19 protein-coding genes, 1 tRNA gene and 1 pseudogene are annotated in these 23,879 nt (G+C 55.4%); 5 read left to right on the top strand and 16 right to left on the bottom strand.

Annotated elements, in window-relative coordinates; all coding sequences use genetic code 11:
* Positions 1-49: 49 nt before the first annotated feature.
* From HNI00_RS06705 to HNI00_RS06695, 3 genes are all read right to left on the bottom strand, one after another.
* Positions 50-1,498: an oligosaccharide flippase family protein gene (locus HNI00_RS06705; protein WP_316791819.1), complete on the bottom strand. Its 1,449-nt coding sequence runs from the start codon at positions 1,496-1,498 to the stop codon at positions 50-52.
* Positions 1,499-1,573: 75 nt separating this feature from the next.
* Positions 1,574-2,686: a glycosyltransferase family 4 protein gene (locus HNI00_RS06700; protein ID WP_316791816.1), complete on the bottom strand. Its 1,113-nt coding sequence runs from the start codon at positions 2,684-2,686 to the stop codon at positions 1,574-1,576.
* Between the two features lie 129 nt (positions 2,687-2,815).
* Positions 2,816-5,053 carry a GumC family protein gene (locus tag HNI00_RS06695; protein WP_316791814.1) on the bottom strand — a complete coding sequence of 746 codons (2,238 nt, stop codon included), beginning with the start codon at positions 5,051-5,053 and terminating at the stop codon, positions 2,816-2,818.
* 805 nt (positions 5,054-5,858) lie between these two features.
* On the opposite strand from HNI00_RS06695, the pseudogene HNI00_RS06690 reads away from it, so the two are divergent.
* Positions 5,859-6,011: pseudogene (locus tag HNI00_RS06690) on the top strand (transposase); the annotation flags it as partial.
* Between the two features lie 10 nt (positions 6,012-6,021).
* Here HNI00_RS06690 and HNI00_RS06685 read toward each other — a convergent pair.
* The 7 genes from HNI00_RS06685 to HNI00_RS06655 form a co-directional block, all read right to left on the bottom strand.
* Complete coding sequence (locus HNI00_RS06685; protein WP_068516363.1) at positions 6,022-6,348, bottom strand: heavy metal-binding domain-containing protein; 327 nt, start codon at positions 6,346-6,348, stop codon at positions 6,022-6,024.
* Positions 6,349-6,416: 68 nt separating this feature from the next.
* Positions 6,417-7,145 (bottom strand): ABC transporter ATP-binding protein, encoded by a 729-nt coding sequence (locus HNI00_RS06680; RefSeq protein WP_316791811.1) that lies wholly within the window; start codon positions 7,143-7,145, stop codon positions 6,417-6,419.
* A 78-nt stretch (positions 7,146-7,223) separates the two neighbouring features.
* Entirely contained in the window at positions 7,224-7,448 is a 225-nt protein-coding gene (locus HNI00_RS06675; protein WP_172358501.1) for an indolepyruvate ferredoxin oxidoreductase subunit alpha, read from the bottom strand.
* Between the two features lie 304 nt (positions 7,449-7,752).
* Positions 7,753-8,997 (bottom strand): ATP phosphoribosyltransferase regulatory subunit, encoded by a 1,245-nt coding sequence (locus tag HNI00_RS06670; protein ID WP_316791809.1) that lies wholly within the window; start codon positions 8,995-8,997, stop codon positions 7,753-7,755.
* 60 nt (positions 8,998-9,057) lie between these two features.
* Positions 9,058-10,080 (bottom strand): DnaJ domain-containing protein, encoded by a 1,023-nt coding sequence (locus tag HNI00_RS06665; RefSeq protein WP_316791807.1) that lies wholly within the window; start codon positions 10,078-10,080, stop codon positions 9,058-9,060.
* A 114-nt stretch (positions 10,081-10,194) separates the two neighbouring features.
* Positions 10,195-11,022 (bottom strand): inositol monophosphatase family protein, encoded by an 828-nt coding sequence (locus HNI00_RS06660; protein ID WP_316791805.1) that lies wholly within the window; start codon positions 11,020-11,022, stop codon positions 10,195-10,197.
* A gap of 141 nt (positions 11,023-11,163) precedes the next feature.
* Positions 11,164-11,532: a 2Fe-2S iron-sulfur cluster-binding protein gene (locus tag HNI00_RS06655; protein WP_068510268.1), complete on the bottom strand. Its 369-nt coding sequence runs from the start codon at positions 11,530-11,532 to the stop codon at positions 11,164-11,166.
* Positions 11,533-11,937: 405 nt separating this feature from the next.
* On the opposite strand from HNI00_RS06655, the gene HNI00_RS06650 reads away from it, so the two are divergent.
* Positions 11,938-12,024 (top strand) — tRNA-Ser (locus tag HNI00_RS06650).
* A gap of 90 nt (positions 12,025-12,114) precedes the next feature.
* On the opposite strand, the gene HNI00_RS06645 is transcribed toward HNI00_RS06650, so the two are convergent.
* Positions 12,115-14,256, bottom strand: coding sequence for an EamA family transporter (locus tag HNI00_RS06645; RefSeq protein ID WP_316791801.1), 2,142 nt, complete (start codon positions 14,254-14,256; stop codon positions 12,115-12,117).
* Between the two features lie 251 nt (positions 14,257-14,507).
* On the opposite strand from HNI00_RS06645, the gene HNI00_RS06640 reads away from it, so the two are divergent.
* Entirely contained in the window at positions 14,508-15,827 is a 1,320-nt protein-coding gene (locus HNI00_RS06640) for a four-carbon acid sugar kinase family protein (RefSeq protein ID WP_316791799.1), read from the top strand.
* Between the two features lie 145 nt (positions 15,828-15,972).
* Positions 15,973-17,184, top strand: a complete 1,212-nt coding sequence (gene coaBC, locus HNI00_RS06635) for a bifunctional phosphopantothenoylcysteine decarboxylase/phosphopantothenate--cysteine ligase CoaBC (RefSeq protein ID WP_316791797.1) — start codon at positions 15,973-15,975, stop codon at positions 17,182-17,184.
* A 225-nt stretch (positions 17,185-17,409) separates the two neighbouring features.
* On the opposite strand, the gene HNI00_RS06630 is transcribed toward coaBC, so the two are convergent.
* The 4 genes from HNI00_RS06630 to HNI00_RS06615 all read right to left on the bottom strand — a co-directional run bounded on the left by HNI00_RS06630 (position 17,410) and on the right by HNI00_RS06615 (position 20,866).
* Positions 17,410-17,748, bottom strand: a complete 339-nt coding sequence (locus HNI00_RS06630) for a hypothetical protein (RefSeq protein ID WP_068516360.1) — start codon at positions 17,746-17,748, stop codon at positions 17,410-17,412.
* A gap of 178 nt (positions 17,749-17,926) precedes the next feature.
* Positions 17,927-18,658, bottom strand: a complete 732-nt coding sequence (locus HNI00_RS06625) for a fatty acid desaturase (RefSeq protein ID WP_316791794.1) — start codon at positions 18,656-18,658, stop codon at positions 17,927-17,929.
* A gap of 301 nt (positions 18,659-18,959) precedes the next feature.
* Positions 18,960-19,919 carry an orange carotenoid-binding protein gene (locus HNI00_RS06620; RefSeq protein ID WP_316791791.1) on the bottom strand — a complete coding sequence of 320 codons (960 nt, stop codon included), beginning with the start codon at positions 19,917-19,919 and terminating at the stop codon, positions 18,960-18,962.
* A 410-nt stretch (positions 19,920-20,329) separates the two neighbouring features.
* Complete coding sequence (locus HNI00_RS06615; RefSeq protein WP_316791789.1) at positions 20,330-20,866, bottom strand: gamma-glutamylcyclotransferase; 537 nt, start codon at positions 20,864-20,866, stop codon at positions 20,330-20,332.
* 787 nt (positions 20,867-21,653) lie between these two features.
* Between HNI00_RS06615 and HNI00_RS06610 the strand changes: the two genes are divergently transcribed.
* Positions 21,654-22,205: an HD domain-containing protein gene (locus tag HNI00_RS06610; RefSeq protein WP_316791787.1), complete on the top strand. Its 552-nt coding sequence runs from the start codon at positions 21,654-21,656 to the stop codon at positions 22,203-22,205.
* 187 nt (positions 22,206-22,392) lie between these two features.
* Here HNI00_RS06610 and HNI00_RS06605 read toward each other — a convergent pair whose 3' ends face one another.
* Positions 22,393-23,682, bottom strand: coding sequence for a GDSL-type esterase/lipase family protein (locus HNI00_RS06605; RefSeq protein WP_316791784.1), 1,290 nt, complete (start codon positions 23,680-23,682; stop codon positions 22,393-22,395).
* Positions 23,683-23,879: the final 197 nt, after the last annotated feature.

The following is a 23,879-nucleotide window of genomic DNA, read 5'->3' as shown; positions in this document are numbered from 1 at the left end:
GTCAGAATGTAGAACAATCGGTCTATAGACACATCCTGCGGGGAACTAGCTAGCCAGAACTGCGGTTGGCAACTTTAGACCAAACGTACCTTGGTCCCCCCAGTGCGTAGACACCAATCAGTCCCACAATCATGAAATAGACCAGTGTAGAGGTGGTTAGCACAATCATGAAGCCTGGATTGAGCCTTTGAAGACCTACGAAAATAGGAAGCATTAGGGCGCAAATCAAGCCTGGATAATAGAACACTTCCAGGAAGTTGATTGAGAATAAACGACGAAGGGCAAACAAAAATTGTAAGAATGTCGAAACACTGACCAATAGCGCAACCGAAACTGCGCCCGCAAGTTGGTATCTTGGCACCAAGAAAAATCCAAACAAGGCTTTGACGGCCATTGTTACGGAACCCTCGCGCATATTAATTCTTTCCAGCCCGTTTGCCATCAAGACGAATCCAAACGGTCGGTTAAACGATGCCAAGACTCTTGAAAAGGAATATGCAGTCAGGATGATGGCTGCATCTCGAAATCGCTCGTCACCGTAGACAAACTGCAGCAAATCTCCTCCAAAGAAGAAGAACCCAATGCAGGTTGGCAGCGCAATCGACAGGAGAATTCCAATCATACTCTGAGCAATTTTGCGCTGCTTATCTGTCCCCTCCTGAACAGACTTGACCATGCCTGGATAGGCTGCCTGCATCAGGCTATCTGTCATAATTACAAAAGGCTGCATTAGCTGGATAATCCCGCCATACAGCCCGACGAGAAGCTCACTTCCTGCCACAGATAGAATCAAGAATTCGAGTTTAGCATTCACAATTCCCAGGCTATCAATTGCAAAAAAGCTGGCAGCAGACTTGAACTTTTCAATCATGAAACTTGGGTCAAGCCTCCAGTCCATCTGCATCTCTCGTGTCAACAGAACCCACTGAATCAGAAAAATCAGCGTTTCTGAAATCACAAACAGCAAAGCAATCGTGTTCACTCCATAGCCCTGCTGCATTGCCGCAATCATTGCCAAGATGCGAGAAACGTAAACAGGTACGTTTGCAGTAGCAATTAGATGCATTCTTTCTTGTGACTGAAAGAAGGCCTCAGTCATGTTGGAAAGAGAGAAGGGGATAACAGCGGCACCAATGATGTAACAGGTCAGTTTCGTTCCTGGCTCGTATGGAAGGATGGTGACAATTGCAAGCAGGCAAATATAGCCCAAGATGCTAATGATTAGCTGAAGAATCGTGCAGTTGAGTAAATAGAATGACTCATTTCTGGTGGATTCTGCTCCTTGAGCAATCATCCGGATCATCAGGTTTTTTAGTCCGTGAGATGCAATCCCGACAAAAATGTAGTAAAAGCTGAAGGCAAGCAGATATCTTCCTAGTTCATCAGCACCCAGAAATCGCGAAATGGATGCAGACAGCACAAAGGTCGCAACACTTTGCACAACTCGGTTAACGAGCATTGAGGCTGAGTTGCTGAGTAGCTTACGTCGATGTTTCATGTCTATGCCGCTTACATCCAGTAGAAACCTTGAGCCTGATTCTGCGTTGCAATGCCTTTAGGCGAACAATACTGTCTACACCAAGTTTGCAGGCTGCCTTGCAGGCTCGATGATGATGCTTTCATCAGGGCGATCGCCCCCTCCAAGTTCCCTCATGCGGGCAGCAATTGTGTTTGCATAGACTTCCAAAGAATGGCGCTCCATCACAATCTGATAGGCTCGCTCCGCTCGTTTCTTTGCTTCGTCGGGGTTATTGAGCAAATAGGATATTGCGTTCCGCAAACCTTCAACGTCGCCCGGACGGACTGTGAGGATTGCATCTGGATCGAGATAAGAAGACAGTCCTTTTGTGGCAGTTGCGATGATGGGGCGCTTGCAGGCCATTGCCTCAACCAATGAGGTAGAGCCAGCATGATAATCGCTCTCAAACACGCTCATTACAAAAATATCTGCATCTCGATAAAGCTGAACCAACTCTCCCATCTCGTAATAGCGAAATTCCATGTTGGCAGGAACCACATCTGGGAAAGACTTCTTCAAGCGCTTTGCAAACCGAGACGCATCACACACCTTGACATCTAAATCCATATCCTGAGTTGCGGCAGCAACCAGACGATAATCTCGATTTTCTAGACCTGCACTGGCGATAATAGGACGTTTCTTATCTGGAGAAGGGAGTCCAGGCTTGAAGAAGTTTGTATCTACGAACTGCGGCAAATACAGCACTTTAGATTTCGGGAGATTGAGATCTCTGCAAACCAAATCCTGCTGGAACTTAGAACCGACTACAAATAGATCTGTAGACTTAGCAATCCTCAGCCATCTGGCTGTGAGCCGATTCCGTGGGCGATCAAAGTTCTGAAACAGCGAAACAACCTTAGGGCGATCCTTCTTGCTGACACAGTAAGCAGAGAAGGGTATGGATGAATCTTCGGCATTGCAGAAGACAACATCATCAGAAGTAAGCTGGTTAACGAGATGCCTGGCTAAAGCCCAGTTTTCCGGCCGCCCTGCGAATAGCTTCGATCGCACTTTATCTGCACTGCTTGCTTCTACATTAGGCATGTCTATACAGGCACCCAGTTTTTCCTGAAGCAGCGCAATGTAGTTTCGCGGACGCTTGCCGAGCTTTATCTCTTCATTGGTCTGTGCCCAGCGTGTCCCACTAAGTACGATATGGTATTGCATTGCTTCAACCACTCCTGATGTAAATGCTATAAACACGGGCGATAAATAAAGGCAACCAGATAACTGGCTAGCAACATCCCAAAGAGCGTCTATCTCAATGAATCAGGTAAGATAGATGCTCTTTCAGCTTTATTGCGACTTTGCAGAGGAAGATCCAACTCCAGCACCGATCTGAGTAGCTCCAGATAGAGCCGTAGAAGAACTGCTGAAGTGGTACTGGCTGCCTGCATAGTAGAAGTAGCTATCAGGCTCATTGCGAACATCAACGCAGTTGAGTACCATACCCAAAACTTGCTGACCAGACTGCTTCAGAAATTCCCTGGCTGCAAGGGCACGCGATGAATCGACAACTCCTGGGCGAACGACTAAAACCATGCCGTCAGTCATTTTCCCAAGAACTGCTGCATCGGCGATGCCTGCAAGAGGAGGCGTGTCAAAGAGAACAAAGTCATACTCTTTGAGGAAGTCGTCAACCAGGGCGGCCATACGCTTGGAGTCTAATAGCGCAACTGGGTTAGGAGGCACAACACCGCTGGGCAGGACATATAGATTCGGCATGACTTCCTGAATTACCGAATCGCTGGAAACTTGATCAATTAAGAGATTACTCAAGCCCGCAGCATTGACTAGGTTCCAGGTATGGTGCTGTGCAGGTCGGCGCAGGTCAGCATCGACCAAAAGTACCTTGCGACCTAGCTGGGCCAGCGTTGCTGCCAGATTGGCAGCGATTTCGGATTTCCCTTCTTGAGCGACTGAGCTAGTAATGACGAACGACCGCACTGCTTTGTCAGAACTCAAAAACTTGAGATTGGCTTGCAGCATTTGGTAGGACGCAGCAATTGGAGACTGCGGCATGTCCTGAACCACAACGCGCGGTGCAGGATGATCCAAAGCACCCAGGGCTGAACTGGACTTGCCAGCTCGGGTAAAGACCGGAATCACGCCCAGGAGGGTATAGCCAAGGGCTTCTCTGGCCTCTTTCACGGTCTTGATTGAGCGATCAAACAGGTCGATGCCGAAGGCGGTCGCAACTCCTAAGAGCATTCCTGAGAGCGCGCCGGCAACCAGGAAAAGTTTCTTCTTGGAGGGAAGTGGCTCGTCGGGTATGGTAGCAGATGACACAACGCGGACATTGCCGACATTCTGGTTCTCTGCAACCTGGATTTCTTGAAGCCTGACCAATAGGGCTTCGTAGGTCGTTTGGGCGGCATTGAGGCGACGCTCTAGCTCACGCTGCTGCTGCTCTAGGCGAGGCAGTGCCCCTGCTCGTTGCCGATAAGCATTGCTGGCTTGTGCCAGAGTTTCTAGGCGAAGCACAATCCCCTGGCGCTGCACTTCCAGTCTGACTAGTTCACCGATCAAATCCTGCTGGAGCGCTCCAGCCTGGAGATCGTTTCGGATGTTGTTCCAGTCGGATCGAGCAACACTGACGGCTCGATTCCTTAATAGCTCTTCCAGGGATTGAACCCGGCGCTGGAGGTTGGCGATCGCCGGGTGGTCTTCGGTGTAGCGAGTCCGCTCAACAGCCAATTCTTGCTGAGCCGCCTGCAACTGAGTCAGTGCTTCCTGGACACCGGCAGACTGGCTTAGAGCAGCAATCACGGTTGCTCGGCGGGGGTCTGCGCCGACGCGCCCCTGCAACTGGGCAAGACGCGCAGAAGTGTCAGAGAGTTCAGCCCGCGCCTGGGTCACCTGATCTTCAAGCTTGGAGATAATATTGACCGCTTCCTGCGCCTCGCTTTCCAGCAGCACTACCCCATTCTCTTCCTTAAAGCGACGCAGGTCAGAGTCGGCAGCCCTTACAGCAGCTTCAGTTTTGGGTAGCTCTTTGGCGATAAATTCTCGAGCGGCGGCTGCCTCGGCACGGTTCACCAGAACGTTGTTCTTGGTATAAACCTCGACCAAGCGGTTAATCACGGCTGCGGCCTCTTCAGGGTCGTCAGAAGCATAGGTGACTCGCAACAGATCGGTCGCTGGGATTGATCGGGCAGTTAATCTGCCAGCCAAGTCCTTAACCAGCATCGGGTTCCCGTTTTCGTCTCGGAGGTCGAGCGACTGAATGACCTCAGAAACGATGGGAGCAGATTGGATAATTTGCGCCTGACTATCGACCGGGTTGCTCTGTAGGGTCAATCTTTCCAGTTCGCCCAGTCCTTCGCCCACGCCTGTCAGCCTTGAGGTGGCGCTGGACCGGACTTGAAGCAAGGTCTCGGCCTCGTAGGAAGGTTTTTGACGGAGCGCGATCGCCGTAGACAGCACAGTAAGCGTCAGAAACACGGTGGTCGCTGGCAGCCAGCGCCGTTTCATCACGTTCCAATACTTCTGAAAATCTATTTCCTCGTAATAGTCTTGGGAAGCTAGAGACATAAAAAAGTACCTTCTACAAAGACCGAAGTTCTGACTAGAAACCGTCCCGCTGCTAAATGTCCGCTAAGCGCAAAGTCACCTGCTGTCAGAGAGCATCTATTCCTCAGAAACCAGACATCAAGCGCGAGACCCACCCTTTCGAGTCTGCTAGAGCCTGCCTAAAGCTCACCTGTAGATGCCCAGGAGACTGCCTTCAACCAAGCCTCATCCAAGCCATCCGGAAACTCTCACCTCACCTCTGAATATCCTCATAATTCATTGGCTTGTGGCAATTACGCTAGTAAAAATATCTATCTTTATGGCACCTTAACAGTGCTTCCGTAGTTTTCTGAACTTCCAATAAAGCTCTAGTAAAGTCAGAGAAAAAACAGCTTAGGCTTTACGTTAAATTACAGAGTCAGCCAACCGTTGAACCTGCCTAGATTCGATCTCTTTAAACTCAATTCCTTTAAATACAACTGATATTTCTTTAAGGTCTCTTTATATCTCTCTCAATAGCAATCTTGAATGGTTTCAGGACTTACGCACTTGCGATCAGCTTTCTGGATTTTGGACGATTTCTCGCGAGCGCAGCCCGCGAAAAATTGTCCAACTGCGTAAGTTCTAGGTTTGCGAGAATAGCAGCAAATTACACTGATGTCATAGCTGCATTCGGGGCTGCATTCGGGGCTGCATTCGGGCAGGTTAAGACATAGCCTAGAGAAAAGCTGATGCGTCTTCCCCCGACAATACAATGGCTAAACCTTGCAGCAATGACTTTCGGTCAAAAGTGATGCAGCCGATCGACCTGGATGGACTCAAGCACACGATTGAAGGGACATGTAATCGAACCGTGTTTGAAGCTTGGCTCGAAACCTGCTAGATTCCTCAACTGCGCTCTGGGCAGTGGGTCGTCCTTGACAACGCGACGTTTCATCATAGGAGGCGCATTGCCGAATTGACTGAGGCCGCAGGCTGCTGGGCGTTAACTAGACGTAGCGAACGGCTGTGCCGCTGACGGCGACCATCAGCATACTGCCACCGTTGCTGATGCCGATGGTTTCGTAGTCGATGTCAATGGCAATCACGGCGTTTGCACCTAAGCGCTCGGCCTGTTCCACCATTTCGCGCATGGCGGTGTCTTTGGCTTCGCGGAGCGATCGCTCGTAGGCGGCCGATCGCCCACCCACAATGTCGCGGATGCCCGCAAAGAAGTCCTTGAAGATATTCGCGCCCAAAATGGCCTCCCCGCTGACAATGCCGAGATGATCGACAATCTGGAGGTCACCGATTTGGCTGGCCGTAGTGAGCAGGATGCCGGGTTTCGGGGCCATGAGATTTCCTCCGCGAGAAGTTTTCAGACAGATGACGGTTGCAGCTCGGTTCAGGACGCGGGGCGCACGCCGAGATAGAGTTCGCTGACACGAGGATTATTGAGCAGTTCGGGACCCGGCCCTTCGATGCGATCGCGCCCAGTATCCAGCACGTAACCCCGATGCGCCATTGCCAGGGCTTTGCGGGCATTTTGCTCCACCAGCATAATCGCCATGCCCATTTGGTTAATCTGCCGAATGCGCTCAAACACGTCATTCACCAGAATAGGCGAGAGCGCCGCCGACGGCTCATCCAAGATCAGCAACTCCGGATCGAGCATCAGCGCCCGCCCCATCGCCAACATTTGCCGTTCTCCACCCGATAGCGTTCCTGCCCGTTGTCGCCGCCGCTCAGCCAGCCTGGGGAATGCGTCAAAAATTTTCTGCTTCAGGCTTTGCACCGAGCCAGAGCGCGTGAACGCGCCCATCTCCAGGTTTTCCTCAATTGTCAGCGACGGAAACACATTGGCGATTTGCGGCACGTAGCACATGCCACGTTGCACAATCTGATCCGATTTCAGCCCAGTGATGTCTTCGTTGCGAAAGTGAATCCGACCGCTATGGGGCGTTAGCAGCCCAAAGATGGTCTTTGCCAGGGTCGATTTGCCTGCGCCGTTGGGGCCCACGACCACCACGATTTCGCCAGGGTATACGCGAAAATTTACGCCCTGGAGGATATCGAGATCCTGGATGTAGCCTGCATAGACCGATTCGACGGTGAGCAAGGGAGCCGTGGTCATGGGGCTTGGTTTTTTGTTTTTTTTGGGGGTTGGCGTTTAGGACGCTGCAACGCAAACATCAAGGGAACCAGGGGAGGATCAGGGAGTTTCCTGGAGATCGGGCCTTTCTTCGGGCACGATCGCCCCTTCCACGGGGCACACTTGCAGACAAATGCCGCAGTCGATGCAGGTACTAAAGTCAATCCAGTACCACTCGGTTCCCTTGTTGTTTTTGCCGGGGCCGGGGTTGATGCAGGCAACGGGGCAGGCATCTACACAGTCGGCAACGCCTTCGCAGACGTGGGTCACAATCGTATGCGGCACAGTGTTCTCCTCTCAGACAGATCGCAGGCAGGTGGCAGGCCGGTGGGCTTGAGGTTAGCGTTTAGGTCTAACTGAGTGGCCCAATAGAATCACAATCTCGCCTTTATGATCTCGCTTTGGCTGATTCAGGGAATCCATCCCAGGTCATGAAAGCCAGATCTGGCAAGGCTTTACAGCACCATTGTACAGGTTATTTCTCAGGCAGGACTTACGCACTTGCGATCAGCTTTCGGGATTTTGACACTTTCTCACGGGTTGCGCCTGCGAGAAAGTGTCCAACTGCGTAAGGTCTATCCGGTCGTTTTTAGGGCGATCGCCCCAATAGCGGCTCAACCTCTGGCGTGCCGTCGGCGGCGATCCAGGCGATTTGCCCAATGCGGCGATCGCGGGCATAGTGGCGGGTTGCCTCCAGGCTGTCGCGGGGCATCAGGTCTACCTCCACGCGCACCAGATGGGCCGAGTCGCGGATCGTCTGGGCATAGGCAAAGGCAGCGGCGATCGCCTCTGGGGTTTTGGGCACAACGAGCCAATCGCTGGGCGGCGTTTGGGCAGGCAGTTGCCCAGTGGGCAATAGGACTTGATGCAGGTCTTCGATGTTGAAGGTGAAGCCAATACCCGGACAGGTCTGCTGCTGGGGATGATAAAGCGACAACAGTTGGTCATAGCGGCCGCCCTGCCCCAGCACCCGCTGGCCGCTGTCGCCGCTGCTGACGACTTCAAACACGATGCCCGTGTAATAGTCAAAGGTCTGCACCAGGCTGAGGTCTAGCACCAGATTGGGGGGCGAGCGGTGTTCGCGGCTAAAGCTGTCGTGCAGCAGTTCCAGCAAGGACTTGAGCGCGTTCACGGTATCGCGCTGCTGGTTGTCCAGATCCAGCGCAGACACCCGCTGAATCACGTCCGCAGGCCGTCCCCGCAGATCTAGCAGCAGCAGCGCCCGCTCCCGCAGGTCTGGGCTGAGGGGTAGGGACTCCAGTTGGAGTCGGTCGAGATAGGCGATCGCCCGTCGCACCGATTCTCGCACGGAGTCTGGAAACACCGAAAGGAGCGATCGCGTCAGCCCCGCCTCACCCAGGATCAAATGCCAATCCGTCAAGCCCAAGTTGGCAACGCAGTCACTCAGCAGCAGCAGCACCTCAGCATCCGCTGCGCTACCGTCTGCCCCCAGCAGTTCCACACCTGCCTGATAGAACTCGTGCTGGCTGCCCATGCCGCTGCGGGGCGATCGCCGAAAGACATTGGCATTGTAGTAGAGCCGCTGCGGATAGGTCATTCCGGCTAGGCGCGTGGCCGCAGCACGAGCAATGGAGGCCGTCAACTCTGGGCGCAGTCCCAGTTCTTCCTCATCGCGATCCTGCACCAAAATCACAGTCGAACGCTGCACCGCGCCGCCTGCCATCAGCGTGTCGATTCGTTCTAGGGTCGAGGTAATGATGCGATGATAGCCCCAGCGGTGAAACACCTGCTGCACCCGATCCTCAATCCAGCGCTTCTGAGCCACGTCCAGCGGAAACAGATCCCTGGCTCCTGTGGGGGGTTGGTACACCATTGATGAATTTGTAATGAGTGGGTGATCGGCGGGACAGTTGGGTTAGATCCCGGTTGCCGCCTATTTCTTCTTACCACCAAACAGACCAAACAACCCGCCGCCCGACTCAGGCTTGCCCTTGGGCGCAGGCTTGCCCTTGGGCGCAGGCTTGCCCGGCGTGGGCTTGGCGGCTTTGGCATCGGCTTTTGCAGCTTGGGCATTCGCAGCGGCAAACGCAGGGTCAACTCGGCGCAACCCCTCCTCCGCTGCGGCATCTTTTGGATTTAGCTCCAGCGCCTTGCGGAAATGAATCTTGGCCATCGTGGGCTGGTTTGCCCGCAGATACACTGCCCCCAGTCGGCTGTGAATGCTGCCGTTCTTCGGAGCAATCTGGAGCGCATCCCGCAACTCTTTGACCGCGCTGGGATAATCTTGCTTGGTTTCAAACTCCTCCGCCCGTCGCAAGTAGGAGGCCAAGACCGATTCCCGACTGGGCGGCGCTTTGGCGGCAGGAGGTGTCGAGGTCGGACGAGCGCCCGTAGTGGGGGTGGCGCTGGCTGCGGGGGTGCTGGCTGCCGCAGATTTTGCTGGACTGGTGGCGGCGGGCGTGGGGAACTCGCCCTTGCCTGCCTTCCGCATCAGATACACCAGATTTAGCTCACTAATCTGCCCAGTGATCTCTTCAGTTTTATCCAGATGGGCGTATTGCTCGTCGGCCAGCCGCTTGATTGCCTGACGATAGGCGCTGTCTAATTCGCCGTAGGCGCTGGCTAGGCTGCGGGCCGCGTCACTTTGCAGCAAGATCGTTTCCTGCTGGTTCAGCGCCTGCTGCCCCTTCAGCTTCAGCACCACCAGATGCTCGTTGAACTTCTTTTCTTTGGAAAGCTCTTCGTAGGCTGGATTCACCAGCTTAGACAAAAACTCTGCCGCTCGTTTGCGATCCTCCTCTGACTCGTGGCCTGAGCTATCTGGGTGGAGGCGCTGCGCCAGCCGCAGATACTTTTTGCGAATGTCTTTTGGGTCAGCATCCACAGGTACACCCAGCACCGCGTGGTAATCTGAGCAACCCAAGCCAAACAAGCCCGATTCGAGGTTAAACGACATCAGCGCTTCTCAACTCATTCCCTAGCCAAAGTTCCCTCTAGTGTAGCTGCATTGCTCTCCAGGTGGGTCATGGTTTACCAGATGTTTGCAAGGAAATTGTTTGCAAGAAAACGGCTAAGCCTGCCAGGTGGCTGGGTCAAATTCCGGTAGGGGGCGAACGGTTTGCAAGGCCTGACTGAGGGCCGTGTGAACCCGTCCGTTGGTCGCCAGGATTCGCCCGCTGGCAAAGTCGAAAGGGCCACCATCGTAGGCGGTTACCTGTCCGCCCGCTTCTTCCACTAGCACGATGCCCGCTGCCAAATCCCACGGACTCAGCCCCCGCTCCCAGTAGCCATCCAGTCGTCCGCAGGCGACATAGGCCAGATCAACCGAGGCAGAACCGCCCCGGCGCACCCCTTGGGTGAGATGGGTCAATTGGCAAAACTCGGCGTAGTTGGTGTCGATGGTTTCGCGGCGATCGTAGGCAAAGCCTGTGACCAGGAGGCTTTTTGACAGTTCTGCTGTGTGGGAAACGCGAATGGGCTGGCGATCGCGCGTTGCCCCCAGTCCTTTCGCCGCCCGAAACAGTTCGTTAAAGAAAGGGCAGTAGACCACGCCCACCTGCGGCTGTCCCTGGATCAGTAGCCCAATGGAGACTGAATACATAGGGTATTGATGGGCATAGTTGGTTGTGCCGTCCAGCGGGTCGATCGCCCAGAGAAACTCGCTCTCGCTCAGGCCGACGTTTCCCGACTCTTCCGCCAGAATGCCGTGATCCGGAAAATGCCGCGTCAAAATCTCCAGCACCACCGCCTCCGAAGCTTTGTCTGCCTCAGTCAACAGGTCGCCGGGTCGCCCCTTTTCCTGCACCGAATCCAGCTTGCCCCAGTAGCCCTGGAGGACGGCTCCGGCGGCGAGGGCGGCTTCGGTGGCGATGTCGAGAAATGGTTGGAGGTCAGGCATGTTGGAGATCTAGAAATTGAAAGTGCAGGGGTTTAGCGCTGGCTTCAAAACTCGCCGAAAGCGCCGAAAGCGCCGAAAGAAGAAATGTTTCGAGTTTTTCGAGGGTGTCAGACTGGGACAGCAGGCGTTGCAAGCCAGACCCTAGTCCTCCTCTAGCGGCAGGGCGCGGCGGACGCGACCTTTGCCAAAGTAGCGACCGAACTGGAGTTCATAGACCTCATCTTCATCCTGGGTTTCTACTTCCAGATCGGTGAGGGGATAGCTGACGCAGAGGAGCGCGTAGCCCTGGGCGCGGAGTTCGGGCGACAGGCCCATTGCTTCGGGCTGGTAGATATCGCCCGATCGCACGCGGACGGCGCAGGTGGTGCAGGCTCCGTTGCGGCAGGCAAAGGGCAGGCGCACGCCTTGCTGTTCGGCGGTGTGCAGGATATAGCGATCTTCAGGCACTTCGACGGTGTGCTGAGTGCCAGTCTGGCGATCGCAGATGTGAACCGTATGGGAACGAGGCATATTGGGGGTACGGAAGTAGGACACGACTGCCTTGGAGATCATACGGCGATCGCCCCCTCCTTGCCAAAGATTCGGGTAGGGATTGGGTCGCAGGAATCAGGCAGTTGGGCAGATTGGGCGTATCCTAGTCCTGCAAGCTTGCCCTCATCCCCCAGCCCCTTCTCCCGCTTTGGGAGAAGGGGAGCCGGATTGGAAGTCCCTCTCCCGCTCTTGGAAAGGGATTTCGGGTGAGGGTTACAAAAATGGGATGCACCCGGCGGGTTAGGATCATGTTTCGGGATTAACTGGTGCTAAGGTCTGGTAACATAGAAATTCTGTGGATGAATTCTCCATTCATCACTGGCGGCCTGCGGGCTGAAAATATGCTGAGACTTGGCTGCAAGTAAGCCGAATCAGCAAGCGTATGGAGAGATGGCCGAGTGGTTGAAGGCGCAGCACTGGAAATGCTGTTTAGGGGTAACTCTAACGAGGGTTCGAATCCCTCTCTCTCCGTTCTCCGTGGTTGAATCCGAATTACTCGGCCTCAGTCCTTAATGGTTTAGTTATTTGGACTTCTGGCATCTGGCTTCCTGCTGCTGAGCGCTACTTCGCAGCAGGGGCGGTTTTATTCTGCATCCGCATCCGCTCGAAGCTGAGGCCTAGCACGCCCAGCGTCACGACCACAATGCCAACCCACTGCACAGGCTGAAGCTGGGTGCGTTCGCTCGGCGTAATCAGATAGGCCAGCAGGGCAGTCAGCACTGGGCCGCTGGCAGAAATAATCGAGGCGCGGGCAGCCCCCAGCAGGCGCACACCCACGTTGTTGAGCAGATACCCCAGCAGCGTGAGCGTGCCCAGCACCAGCCCGCCCAGCAGCAGCCCCATCAGGTGATCCGGCGGCTCCTCAACGCCCATCATCAGCAGCATGATATTCGCCAGCACAAAGATCGTGAAGAACTGCACGACGCTGACGGGCACTGGATGGAGCTTTTTGCCAAAGCTGATCTGCATCGTAATCAGGTACAGCGCGAAAAAGATGCCCGACAGAATGGCAAAGAAAATGCCATTGGTGGACACGTTAGTAGCCTGCATCAATCGAGGCAGCGCCGTCAGCACGACCCCCGACAAAATCCCAAACAGCACCACCCACCGCAGCGGCGTAGGGCGATCGCGGAATAGCAGCCACGCCAGCGGCACTAGGATCAGCGGATACATGAACAAAATCGTCACGGCGACCCCCGGCCCTGTGGCGGCGATCGCAATGTAGATAAACACCTGCGAGAGAAACAGACAGGCTCCGCTACCCACCACGTAGCCTTGCAGAGCGCGATCGCGGCTCAGGGCAAAGCTGCGAATATCGCGCCAGGCGTTGGGATAGAGCCAGCGGGCGATCGCCACCATCACAGGCACCACCACCACCATCCGCAGCCACAACACCAGCAGCGAGTCGTTGAAGCTGTCCAGCGTGATCGAGCGCGGCAGGCTAAATAGCCCAAAAATACTCGTCTGTCCGCCGATGATGCCCACCACCACGTTGTGTAGCGACAGGGCAAGCGTTGAGAGCAAAATTAGCACCAGACCCACCTGCGGCTGCGCCAGATTGGGCAGTCCGCCTGCGGGAGAACCAGACGCGGGCGATTCGCGTAGCGCTCCCTTGGAAAATCGCCCAGCAGCTCGTCCAGAAAGTCGGCGGGGCGCTCTGCCCTGTTGCCAGACCCAGTAGGCCATCCCCGCCGCCAGCGTCAACAGCAGCAGCGGCATGGTTCCCACCGACAGCCCCGTGCCGCCGCCCAGCAGCGCCGCAATCAGCTTGCCCAGCATGGCCACACCCGCCAAAATCAGCAGCCCTGCCAGCACAATCCCTGCCAGCGTCGAGACGCTAAAGGGATTTGACGAAACGGTAACCGTTGGCGTGGGCCGGGGAGTCGGCGCAATCGGGGGAGAACCGTTCTCAAGCGATACAGGATCAGGCGATACATTCGGCGGCGCTGGCGGCTCGGACGCTCGCCCAGCATAACCATTTGGAGCAGACTCGCCACCTGCAGCCGTCGAGCCGCTGGGGGATGGAGCGGGTGGATTGAACAGGCTCGGTTCTGGCAAGCCTGGGCGGGCAGGCGGCGCAACAGGTTCCGACGTGAGCGTGGAATAGGCGGCAGGCTGGCTTGGCGAAACGGTTCCCACGGCTTGAAGCTGCTGATTCAGACGGCTGACCAGGGCCTCAAGCAGCGCCTCGCCTTGCTGCTCTAGGGTTTGCATCCGGTCGATTTGCTGCGACAGCCCGCTGTGATAGACGTTTAGATCGCTTTGCAGTGAGGCTAGCGTTTGGCTCAGCGTCGCGTCGAGCAGGGACAAGGCCTGCTGCGAGTTGGCAGATTGGGCAGCAGGCGGCAGGTTGGGCGCGGCCGCCTCGCCCGGAAGCTGGCTAAGCCGTTGAGCCAGCAGGTTATAGAGATAGCCCGCCATTGTTTGGGCAAGCTGCTTGGCCCAGAGTTTTTGCTGAGCGATCTGCTGCTGAGTCAAGAAAATCTGATGCTGGCTTTGCAGGGTTTGCTGCTGGCTTTGCAGCTTTTCAATTTCGTTTTGCAGGCGCGATCGCTCTGCCTGGAGACGCGAAATATCCTGACTCAGACTGGACACCACATCCTGCTGGAGCGATCGCAAATCCTGCGTTACGTCCTGCAAAATCTGTTCCACCCCTTTGGAATGAGGCGTTCCGTTTCCAGGGTTGGTCTCGGTGTTTGACATTTCGCTGCCCTGATCAGGCTGATGTTCCAATTCCCCCATCGGTTTGCGACCCCAGGCTTGGTAAGATGGCGGCTACGATGCACTGCCCTGCTCTCAGAGGTTAGCCCAAATTTTACGAAAGTGCTGTAAAAAGGGGCGATCGCTCTGGAGAAATGCGTATGAATTCGGCCTGATTGAGTGTACCCGCAGCAGGGCGATCGCGCACCAAAATCTGAGAAAATCATCCCCTGACCTCAAATTTCCAATCCCCCATGCAGCCCAAGATTATCGTCCTCGACGACGACCCCACCGGGTCGCAAACGGTTCACTCCTGCCTGCTGCTGACGCGATGGGACGTAGACACGCTGCGGCTGGGGCTGGCGGACGAGTCGCCCATTTTCTTTGTGCTAACCAACACCCGCGCCCTGACACCGACCCAAGCGGATGCGGTGACGCGGGAGGTGTGTCGCAATCTAAAACAGGCGATCGCCCTAGAGGGCCTTCAGGATTTTCTCATCGTCAGCCGTTCGGACTCGACGCTGCGCGGGCATTATCCTGTGGAAACCGATGCGATCGCCGAAGAATTGGGCCCGTTTGACGCGCACTTTCTCACGCCTGCCTTTTTCGAGGGCGGCCGCTTCACCCGCGACAGCGTTCACTATCTGGTCATCAACGGCGTGCCCACCCCCGTTCACGAAACGGAATTTGCCCGCGATTCGGTGTTTGCCTATCACCACAGCTACCTGCCCGATTACGTCGAGGAAAAGACCCAGGGGCGGATTGCTGCCGAGCAGGTCGAGCGGTTCTTGCTGGCGGACGTGCGGGCGGGCGTGGCGGCGCGGCTGCTGGCGCTGAGCGGAAACACCTGCGGCGTGGTGGATGCCGAAACCCAGGACGACTTGAACCGCTTTGCGGCAGATGTGCTGGCGGCTGCCTCCCAGGGCAAACGCTTCCTGTTTCGCAGCGCGGCCAGTTTGCTGACGGCCCTGGCTAACCTGCCGCCCCAGCCCGTTGCCCCGGCAGATATGGCAACCTACGTGCGCGATGGCAAACCTGGTGCAGTCATCGTTGGCTCCCATGTGAAAAAAACGACAGAGCAGCTTGAGGTATTGCTGCAAGCGCCGGGAGTTGTGCCCGTCGAGGTGGATGTCGCCAAGTTATTGCCTGATTCCCCGATGTCCCGCGACGCGCTGCTGGCCGACCTGCTGCACCAGGTTCACGCGGCCCACGCAGCCGGACAGACCCCCGTTGTGTTCACCAGTCGCCAAGAGTTGACCTTCGCCGACGCGCAGACCCGGCTAGACTTTGGCATGGCGGTGTCGCGGCTGCTGATGGACATTGTGCGGGGGCTGCCCGCCGACGTAGGCTTCTTGATCAGCAAGGGCGGCATCACCTCCAACGACACGCTGAGCGATGGCCTTGCCCTCACCAGCGCCCGCCTCTTGGGACAGATTCTCCCTGGTGTGTCCGTAGTTCGCACCCCGCCCGATCATCCCCAGTTTCCCAATCTGCCCGTGGTGCTGTTTCCCGGCAACGTGGGCGATCGCACGTCTGTCGCCCAAGCCTATCAGCGACTATCTCAAGCCTCCTGAGTGCCACACTCTTCTGAGTGCCACGATGAATCAACGTGCTGGAAGCCCTCCAACCACCTGACGAGCTACCCAAAACCGCAAACCCAAAACCGCAAACCCGAAATCGCAAATCCAAAATCGCAAATCCAAAATCCAAAATCGATAGATGGACGCTCCCAAAATTCTCATTGGCATAGGCGGCGGCATTGCAGCCTACAAAGTGTGCGAGGTGGTGTCCACGCTGGCAAAATCTGGCGCGGCGGTGCGCGTGGTGCTGACGGACGGCGCGCAGCAGTTTGTGACACCGCTTACTTTTGCAACCTTGGCTCGCCATGCCGCCTACACCGATGCCGACTTTTGGCAGCCCAGCCACGGTCGACCCCTGCATATCGAACTGGGCGAATGGGCCGATGTGATGCTGATTGCGCCGCTGACGGCCAACACGCTGGGCAAGCTGGCCTACGGACTGGCGGACAATTTGCTCACCAACACGGTGCTGGCCTCGACCTGTCCCGTGCTGCTGGCTCCGGCAATGAATACCGACATGTGGGAGCAGCCGTCTGTGCAGCGCAACTGGCGATTGGTGCAGGAAGACTCGCGATTTCACACGGCGGGGCCAGGGGCAGGACGACTGGCGTGCGATCGCCTGGGTGCAGGGCGCATGGCGGAACCCCCCGATCTGGTCGCTCAGTTGGAATCACTAGGGCATACCCAGGGACAGCGCGACCTAGCAGGCAAGCAGGTGCTAATCAACACGGGCGGCACGCGGGAATTTCTTGATCCGGTGCGGTTTATCGGCAATCCTTCGACGGGGAAAATGGGGCTAGCGTTGGCCCAGGCGGCTCAGCATCGGGGCGCAACGGTGACGCTGGTTCATGGGCCAATGAGCGCGGATCTGCTGAAGCTAGATGCGGGCGATCGCCGCATTGCCGTCACCAGCGCCGCCGAAATGCACCAGGTCATGCTGCAAGAACTGCCCACCGCCGACTGGATTCTGCTGTCTGCTGCCGTTGCCGATGTGCAGCCCGCCACCACCTATCCCCACAAACTGCCCAAAGCCGACTTGCCCGCTGCCCTGCCCCTGGTTCCCGCGCCCGACATCGCCGCCGACCTGGGCCAGCGCAAACAGCCCCACCAGCGATTGATTGGGTTCGCCGCGCAAACGGGTGACATCGTAACCCCAGCGGTCGAAAAACTGACGCGCAAGCGGCTAGATGCGATCGCCGCTAACCCCATCGATCTGCCAGATAGCGGCTTTGGCAGCGACCACAATCAGGCCGTGTTTCTGGATAAAACGGGCAGAAAAAGGGCGATCGCCCCATGCAGCAAGCTCCAGATGGCGCATCGGCTCTACGACTTTGTGCAAAGCATAGAGTAAATAGCAAAGCATAGAGTAACCAAATGATGGCTCGACGAAACGGCAGACGAGAAACGCCAACTCGCCTATCCCGTCCAGCGCTATCGCCTCATTCCAGCCCCATAACAGTTCCACAGCAGTCCCATAAATGAGACATAAATGAGAAACGAGTAGCAGCAGTATGAAATCTGAGAAGTGACCGCTTACCCGCCTCTTGGTTTTTGCAACCCGTTTAGAAATGACGGCCTAGAAATGACAGCCCATTCGCGTTAGCGCTGAAACTTTGGTCAACTTGTCTGTCGCAAGCCCTTCTAGCTCATGCAGTTCCAGCCAACCCTCTTGAACCAACTGGGCAAACACAAAAATCAATACTGAATACCGATAGTCATACTTCCCTTCCAGGGCGTGTCGCCGCGCACTGAGGAAGTCATGAAGCGTCCACAGGTCATCCACTTCGCCAACCCCGTGGGCCCGCTCCCGCACTTCCTTCACCAACGCCTGAATTTCACGCTCATAGGCTCGCTCGAAGGCTGCCCGCGCTATCTCTTTCTCCGCCTTAGACCATTGGATATCAGTAGCTTGCATCTAAAAACCAAACCCCCCGAAGCAGCCAAAACCTATGCAGCAATTCTTAACGCAACACATATCATAATGTAAATCTATGATACGTATAATCTCATAATTCTCAGAATTCGGGGAGGCAGTTTGCCAAAATTTCATCCATTAGGTTCCATTAGGTTTAGGTTCCATTGGGTTAAGATCATCATTTTTCTCTGAAGCTTGGCAACTGATACCACGGAACCCTGGGAAACTGATGATGGCGTGGGTGATACTGCCCAAAGTGATAGCAGGTGAAAAACGACCAGAGCCATTGCCCCCACTGAGTTTGTGAAGGATTGAGAGTGCGATCGCCTGGCCGCAGCCACTCCGGCACTTGAGGCCCCAGCTTGCCACGATGGGGAAGATAGGTGCCAAATACAAACAGTTGCACCGAACTCAGCACAAACGGCAGCAGCACGAACAGAACGACCCGACTCCAAGCCGTCGGAACCACTTGGCTCATCCCCCACAGCAGCAGTCCCCAGCCGCCCAGCAGTCCCAAAATCGACGAAACCGCGATATATTCCCGAATAAATTTCACATACCAGCAGAAGGGATGGGTGTGCGTACCGTCATGAAAGTCAGGATCGCGTGTTTGTTCGGGATAGCGATGATGCTGATGATGATTTGCACAGCAGCTTGAGTAGGAAATAGCGGCGTATAACCCAACGGCGATCGCCCCTATCCAGTGATTGATGCGTCGGTGATTGGGCAGCAGATTCTGATGCATGGCATCGTGGCCAATTACAAACAGACCCGTGTGCAAAAACGTGCGAAGGAGAACTGCGAAAATAACGCCGGGCACCGAAAGACTGGCAGAGTCTACTGATAGAAACAAAAGCAAACTGACGACCCAGCCCGCGAAAATCACAGCCGCAAGAAATATCCCAGTCACAGTGCGATAACCACCCTAAAAATCGCCCATACTGAAAAGCGCCCTCTGTCGAAGAGAGCGCATTAAAAATCGCAGGCTCAGAGCCGTTTAATGATGCCTATCCACTAGATGCATCCCGCTTTTGTAACCCTCACCCTAAATCCCTCTCCCGCCTTGGGAGAGAGACTTCCAATCCGGCTCTCCTTCTTCCAAAAAGGGAGAAGGGGCTGGGGGATGAGGGCAAATTTGCAGAATTGGGATGCGCTCTGTCCATTCAGGGCAAACTGACCCTGTTCCATGAACCCATTGCACCTAGATAGGCTTATCGAGCGAGATTGAGCAACTCTTTTGGAGAAGCCAAAAGATCGATCGCCACGAAGAAAATCTTGTTTTCAGGATTCAGCAAAAAGCGCCATGCAATATTCATACCGACGCTCGCACCAAACCAAGGCGTTTGCACTTTGCCCGTCACTTTGACCTGGGTATAGCCGTCTTCGGCGGGTTCAGAAATGCCCCGCTCTGGCATCAGAACCAGGTTTTGGCATTCTTCTCTAAAGAACCGCAGAATTGCATCTCGGCCTACAATCGGACGCTGGAATGGCGGCTGCAACGCACCATCGGGAACAAATAGCGCAATCAGCGATCCAAAATCATTCGCATTCAGATTATCCATGTAGGCAAGAATTGTAGGGTTGTCAACACCCTCAATGCTAACCTTTGTACGCTGGGACGCTTCTTTGGGAGTCTCCAGAGGTTCGGCAACCCGCTCATACTCTCCCATCTTGTTGGGATCAAAGCCCATATCCACCACTGCATTTCGCAGAATGGTAATTTGCTGTCCCGAATCGAGTTCCCGTAGCGTTTGCAGCACTGCTGATGCGTTAGCCGACAACTCATAATTAGGCGGAATCGGGGCAACCACGCCCTGCTCCATCCACTCCCCCAACTGATACCAGAAACCCAGCTTGATGTTGGGCGACCAGGATGCATAGGTGCGGCAGATTGGCGTATCTGCATGATTTGCCAGATCGAACATCACCTGAGTTTGATCCGCAAAGCTCATCTGGCGAATCTCATTCAGAGTTGGTTCTGCAAACTGCATCCGGGCGGCACCAGGAGCCGCAACGGTGACGGTTTTTCCCATTTCCAAATAGGCAAACCAAATCCAGGCAAGCTGGTCTTCGGTGCTGAGCTGATTGAATCGGGCAATGGTTGCCGGAACGACATCAGCAGCCAGGGTATTTGAGAAGATCCCACGAGCGGAATCAATTGTGAATGGCATATTCAGTCCACCTTCATACTTGATTAAAAATCTCCGAAGGATACAGAATCTGAAGCCTTCAAAGAGGAAAGGCAAGCTCTAAGATGACTCTCGACTGATAGTTTGAGTCAGCTTATTTTGCCTATCAGCGTATCTGAAGTGATGTGTTGGCTTAGGTGAGGTGTTGAATTACAAACACGACACCCATCACGTCTACTCTTAAGCCTACAGAAACATGGGGACAAAATGCAAACCAAGAAGAAACCCTAAAAGCTTTTGATAAACTCTAGGGTTTCCATACTATTTCCTCAAGGTTGAGCCATTTTTATTTGCCCATAAAGGGGGAATTTGGTGTTCGGTTTTCTTGACTTTTGGAGCGTTTTAGACAGGGCTTTTGAAAACAGTTCTGACCAGATTTTTTAGCAGCGAGATTAGGCCGTTTTGAGGCGATCGCCCCGTCCAAATTCCTGAAGCTGGTGCATGTGGTGGCAGAGGTGCCAGCAGTACGCTTCGGGCAGGCGACAAGTCACGGCTCCGCGCAGCACCACATTAAAGTACCAGTCGTTGGGGGCTTTTTCTTCGGGCAGCTTGTGCAGCGCGGTGTAGGTGCGAACGTTGTCGTAGGTGCGCCCGTTGGCCTGCACGGTGATGATTTCGTGGCGATAGCTGACTTCGCGGGCATCAAGGCGATTGCTCAACCGCAGCGGCAGCCGATACAGCACGCCTTCGACCGACGACTGCTCATCGGGTACAACATCCAGCACTCCGCAGTCGCGAAACTTGGAGTAGCAGAAAAAGCCCAGTCGATAGCCCCGCAGCGTAGCATGACCCATGACGTAGGCGTGCGTCGGCTCACCGAGCGATCGCTTCAAGTCAACCGGACACATGCAAGAGCCGTAGGCAAAGTATAGAAATGAGGGTTCAACGGACTCAGGGGCAAGATGAAGTGGGCGATCGGCAAGGTTCATAGCACTCTTGAACGGAAATGAAGTCTCTACTGTCCGGCAGTCCCCCTTTCTCAAGGCACTGACATACTTGAGACAGCAAATTCACTGCCCTCATCCCCCAACTCCTTCTCCCAAGCGGGGAGAAGAGGAGTCAGATATGGGGTTGAAGTCCCGCTCCCGCTCTGGGAGAGGGATTTAGGGTGAGGGCTGAAATTGCTGCGTGAAGCATACTTAGTGCCTTTATTAAGGGAACTTCAGGGGAATCGGTTCGGCTGCAAGGCGCTCAAAGCGTTCTCACTTTAGCTTTCTGACCTTCGTAGGACTTACGCACTTGCGATAGGGTTTCTGGGTTTTGGACGATTTCTCGCGGGCTGCGCCCGCGAGAAATCGTCCAACTGCGTAAGTCCTATTCGTTAAAGTGAGAGTTTACTAAATCGCCGTGCAGTTTGCAGAAACCTGGTTGACATTTTCCCTCCCAATTCTCCAGAATACCGGGAAGCCCGCCAAATTGTCCATAAACCCGACCGAAAAACCGTAGTTTTAATCCCGCCCAAACCTGAGCAATCCTGGCGAAGTGTTCCAGTGAAGTGTTCCAGTGAGGAAATAATACCGACTGAACACGGCGTTGCCAATTAACGAGTCATGCAGGATGCCTGGTTTCGCTGAGTTGAGCCGTTGGGCGATCGCCGTGATGCCCATGCAGCCTGACCCAAAAAGCTGGGCATTCTGTAGAAGGAAGTGTATTTTACTCTGACTGATTGACCGTGACTAATTGACCGTAACTGATTGCAACCAGGGAGGCTTGCAGATGAAAGAACAAAACCCAGCGGCCGCATTGCTCTCAGCGATTCACTTTGCGGCAAATAAACACCGCGATCAACGCCGTAAAGATGTGGACACTTCGCCCTACATCAACCACCCGATCGAAGTGGCAGAAATTCTGGCACGGGTTGGCGGCGTGAGCGACGTGATTACCCTGCAAGCGGCAATCCTGCACGATACGCTGGAAGATACTGAAACCACGCCAGAAGAACTGGACGCAGCCTTTGGCGTAGAAGTGCGGCAGGTCGTGGAAGAAGTGACCGATGACCGACAACTGCCCAAGCCGGAACGCAAGCAGCGCCAGATTGAACACGCGCCGCACCTTTCCGAGCGGGCCAAGCAGGTCAAGATTGCCGACAAAATCTCCAACGTCCGCTCTGTCACCGAAACACCGCCAACCCATTGGACGCTGGAACGACGACTGGAATATCTAGACTGGACCGAAAAAATCATCAACGGGCTGCGAGGCGATAACCCAACGCTAGAAGCGTATTACGATCAGCTGTTGTCCACTGGACGAGCTAAGATAAAGTCTTAGATCACTAACTTACTCACTGAGAGGGCGATCGCCCTTATTTCTCGGCGATCGCCCCTGCTTCCCTCAGCACGGACATTCTTGGGCGATCGCCCACTTAACCTAAAAGCTGACAGAATCAGAGCGCTGACGGCTAACCTCGACGTTTTGCAGCAGTTGTGCAGCAGCAGACGCTCATGCCTCAAATCAATCAAATCAAATAGCCAATCGCCCACTGCCAGAGCGCGTAGCCCGTGCGGCTGAGGTGAATGCCGTCGGTGGTCAGGTCGCGGCGCAAAATGCCCGAAGGCTCCTCGGCAAAGAAGCGCTGGAGATCAACATAGGCGACCTGTTGCTGGCGGGCGATCGCCTCCAGGTTTTGGTTTAGCGCAAAGATTCGCTCCGGCGGCAGGGCAGGCAGCCGCGTCGGCAAGATGGAATAAATCCAAATGCGGGCCTGGGGGTGCGTCTGGCGCAGGTCTTGCATAATTTGGCTAAGGTTATTCAACACCTCGGCATTGGACGCGCCGCGCCGCAGATCGTTGATGCCGACCATCACATGAATATCTGCTGGGCGCGTGTCTTGAAACAGCGACAGCCGCCGCAGCACGCCCGCCGTGGTGTCGCCCGAAATGCCCTGATTCAGCCAGAAGCGATCGCGGCTGAGTTGCTCCACGGGAAACCACTGGCTAATGGAATCGCCCACCAGCACCGACAGTCGGTTGTTGCCCTGGCCCGCGGCCATCGCCCGCGCTTCGTAGCCCAGCAGAGTCACCCACTGTTCATAGGTTGGCTGTTCGGTCGCGTTGATCCACTGCTCTGCAAAACTGTCGGCGGCAATGCGCGTGTAGGTTCGCCCCTGCCGCAGCGCCGCCCACCGCTGCTGATACTGCTGGGCCCCGCTTTGGGGACGGATGCGGCTAGTCGGCACAACGTCTGTCAGTGTTGGGGCTGTCAGTATTGGGGCTGTCGGCGTTGGCGCAGGCGCAGAGGATGACGCAACGGCAACCTGTACGGGCGATCGCCCTGCTGTCATGCTCCGAACGGCGCTGGCTTGGGGTGGGCGGACTTGAGACCCATCGCTCTGGGCAGCAGCGTTCTGAGCAGCGGTTTGCAGCGTGTTGAACCTGGGCGCTGGGGTGGAAGGCTGTGCGGTAACAGGCTGTGCGGTAATAGGCTGTGCGGTAACAATTTGCGCCTGGGCTGTCCGCTGGAGCCGGGGCAGGCGCGGGACTTGGAGCGATCGCCGTCTGCCCGTCCAGGCTCCCCCCGTTTCAGCAGTCCGCAGGTTTTCCGCCGAGGCCCGCTGCGAAGGCTGGCTAAATTCAGGCTGCACCACCTGATCTGTCGCAGCCTGCACGGGAACAGCAGCGGCTTTTGCGTCGGGCACTCCTGCCGCATCAGCAGGCGGCGGCAGCACGGGCAGCAGATTCGCAGTGGGCAGCGATCCCGCATTTGCTCGACTCAGTAGCCCCGCCGCCAGCAACAGCAACTCACTCATGGCTCAATCATCCTGCACAGTACCTTTTTCCTACTTGCAGGCGATCGCCCGCCCATCAGGAGAATTTAGCCAGAGTTTAGCCACAAGTTGACTGCAAATCTGAAGAATTTAGCCAGAGTTTAGCCAGAGTTTAGGCACAAGTTGACTGCAAATCTGAAACTCCAGCCTGAAAAATCTCCAGTCCTGAGTTTCCAGCA

The sequence above is a fragment of the Thermoleptolyngbya oregonensis NK1-22 genome, from assembly GCF_032705245.1.
GTDB classification, from domain to species: Bacteria; Cyanobacteriota; Cyanobacteriia; order Elainellales; family Elainellaceae; genus Thermoleptolyngbya; species Thermoleptolyngbya sichuanensis.
Note: the sequence above shows the minus strand (reverse complement) of the source record. Positions and strands in the feature narration are given on the sequence as shown.

What these genes read in the sequence shown, in the direction of transcription:
- HNI00_RS06705 (WP_316791819.1), bottom strand. Translation starts at nt 1,498, where the DNA reads ATGAAACATCGACGTAAGCTACTCAGCAACTCAGCCTCAATGCTCGTT.
- HNI00_RS06700 (WP_316791816.1), bottom strand. Translation starts at nt 2,686, where the DNA reads ATGCAATACCATATCGTACTTAGTGGGACACGCTGGGCACAGACCAAT.
- HNI00_RS06695 (WP_316791814.1), bottom strand. Translation starts at nt 5,053, where the DNA reads ATGTCTCTAGCTTCCCAAGACTATTACGAGGAAATAGATTTTCAGAAG.
- HNI00_RS06680 (WP_316791811.1), bottom strand. Translation starts at nt 7,145, where the DNA reads ATGACCACGGCTCCCTTGCTCACCGTCGAATCGGTCTATGCAGGCTAC.
- HNI00_RS06670 (WP_316791809.1), bottom strand. Translation starts at nt 8,997, where the DNA reads ATGGTGTACCAACCCCCCACAGGAGCCAGGGATCTGTTTCCGCTGGAC.
- HNI00_RS06665 (WP_316791807.1), bottom strand. Translation starts at nt 10,080, where the DNA reads ATGTCGTTTAACCTCGAATCGGGCTTGTTTGGCTTGGGTTGCTCAGAT.
- HNI00_RS06660 (WP_316791805.1), bottom strand. Translation starts at nt 11,022, where the DNA reads ATGCCTGACCTCCAACCATTTCTCGACATCGCCACCGAAGCCGCCCTC.
- HNI00_RS06655 (WP_068510268.1), bottom strand. Translation starts at nt 11,532, where the DNA reads ATGCCTCGTTCCCATACGGTTCACATCTGCGATCGCCAGACTGGCACT.
- HNI00_RS06645 (WP_316791801.1), bottom strand. Translation starts at nt 14,256, where the DNA reads ATGTCAAACACCGAGACCAACCCTGGAAACGGAACGCCTCATTCCAAA.
- HNI00_RS06640 (WP_316791799.1), top strand. Translation starts at nt 14,508, where the DNA reads ATGCAGCCCAAGATTATCGTCCTCGACGACGACCCCACCGGGTCGCAA.
- coaBC (WP_316791797.1), top strand. Translation starts at nt 15,973, where the DNA reads ATGGACGCTCCCAAAATTCTCATTGGCATAGGCGGCGGCATTGCAGCC.
- HNI00_RS06630 (WP_068516360.1), bottom strand. Translation starts at nt 17,748, where the DNA reads ATGCAAGCTACTGATATCCAATGGTCTAAGGCGGAGAAAGAGATAGCG.
- HNI00_RS06620 (WP_316791791.1), bottom strand. Translation starts at nt 19,919, where the DNA reads ATGCCATTCACAATTGATTCCGCTCGTGGGATCTTCTCAAATACCCTG.
- HNI00_RS06615 (WP_316791789.1), bottom strand. Translation starts at nt 20,866, where the DNA reads ATGAACCTTGCCGATCGCCCACTTCATCTTGCCCCTGAGTCCGTTGAA.
- HNI00_RS06610 (WP_316791787.1), top strand. Translation starts at nt 21,654, where the DNA reads ATGAAAGAACAAAACCCAGCGGCCGCATTGCTCTCAGCGATTCACTTT.
- HNI00_RS06605 (WP_316791784.1), bottom strand. Translation starts at nt 23,682, where the DNA reads ATGAGTGAGTTGCTGTTGCTGGCGGCGGGGCTACTGAGTCGAGCAAAT.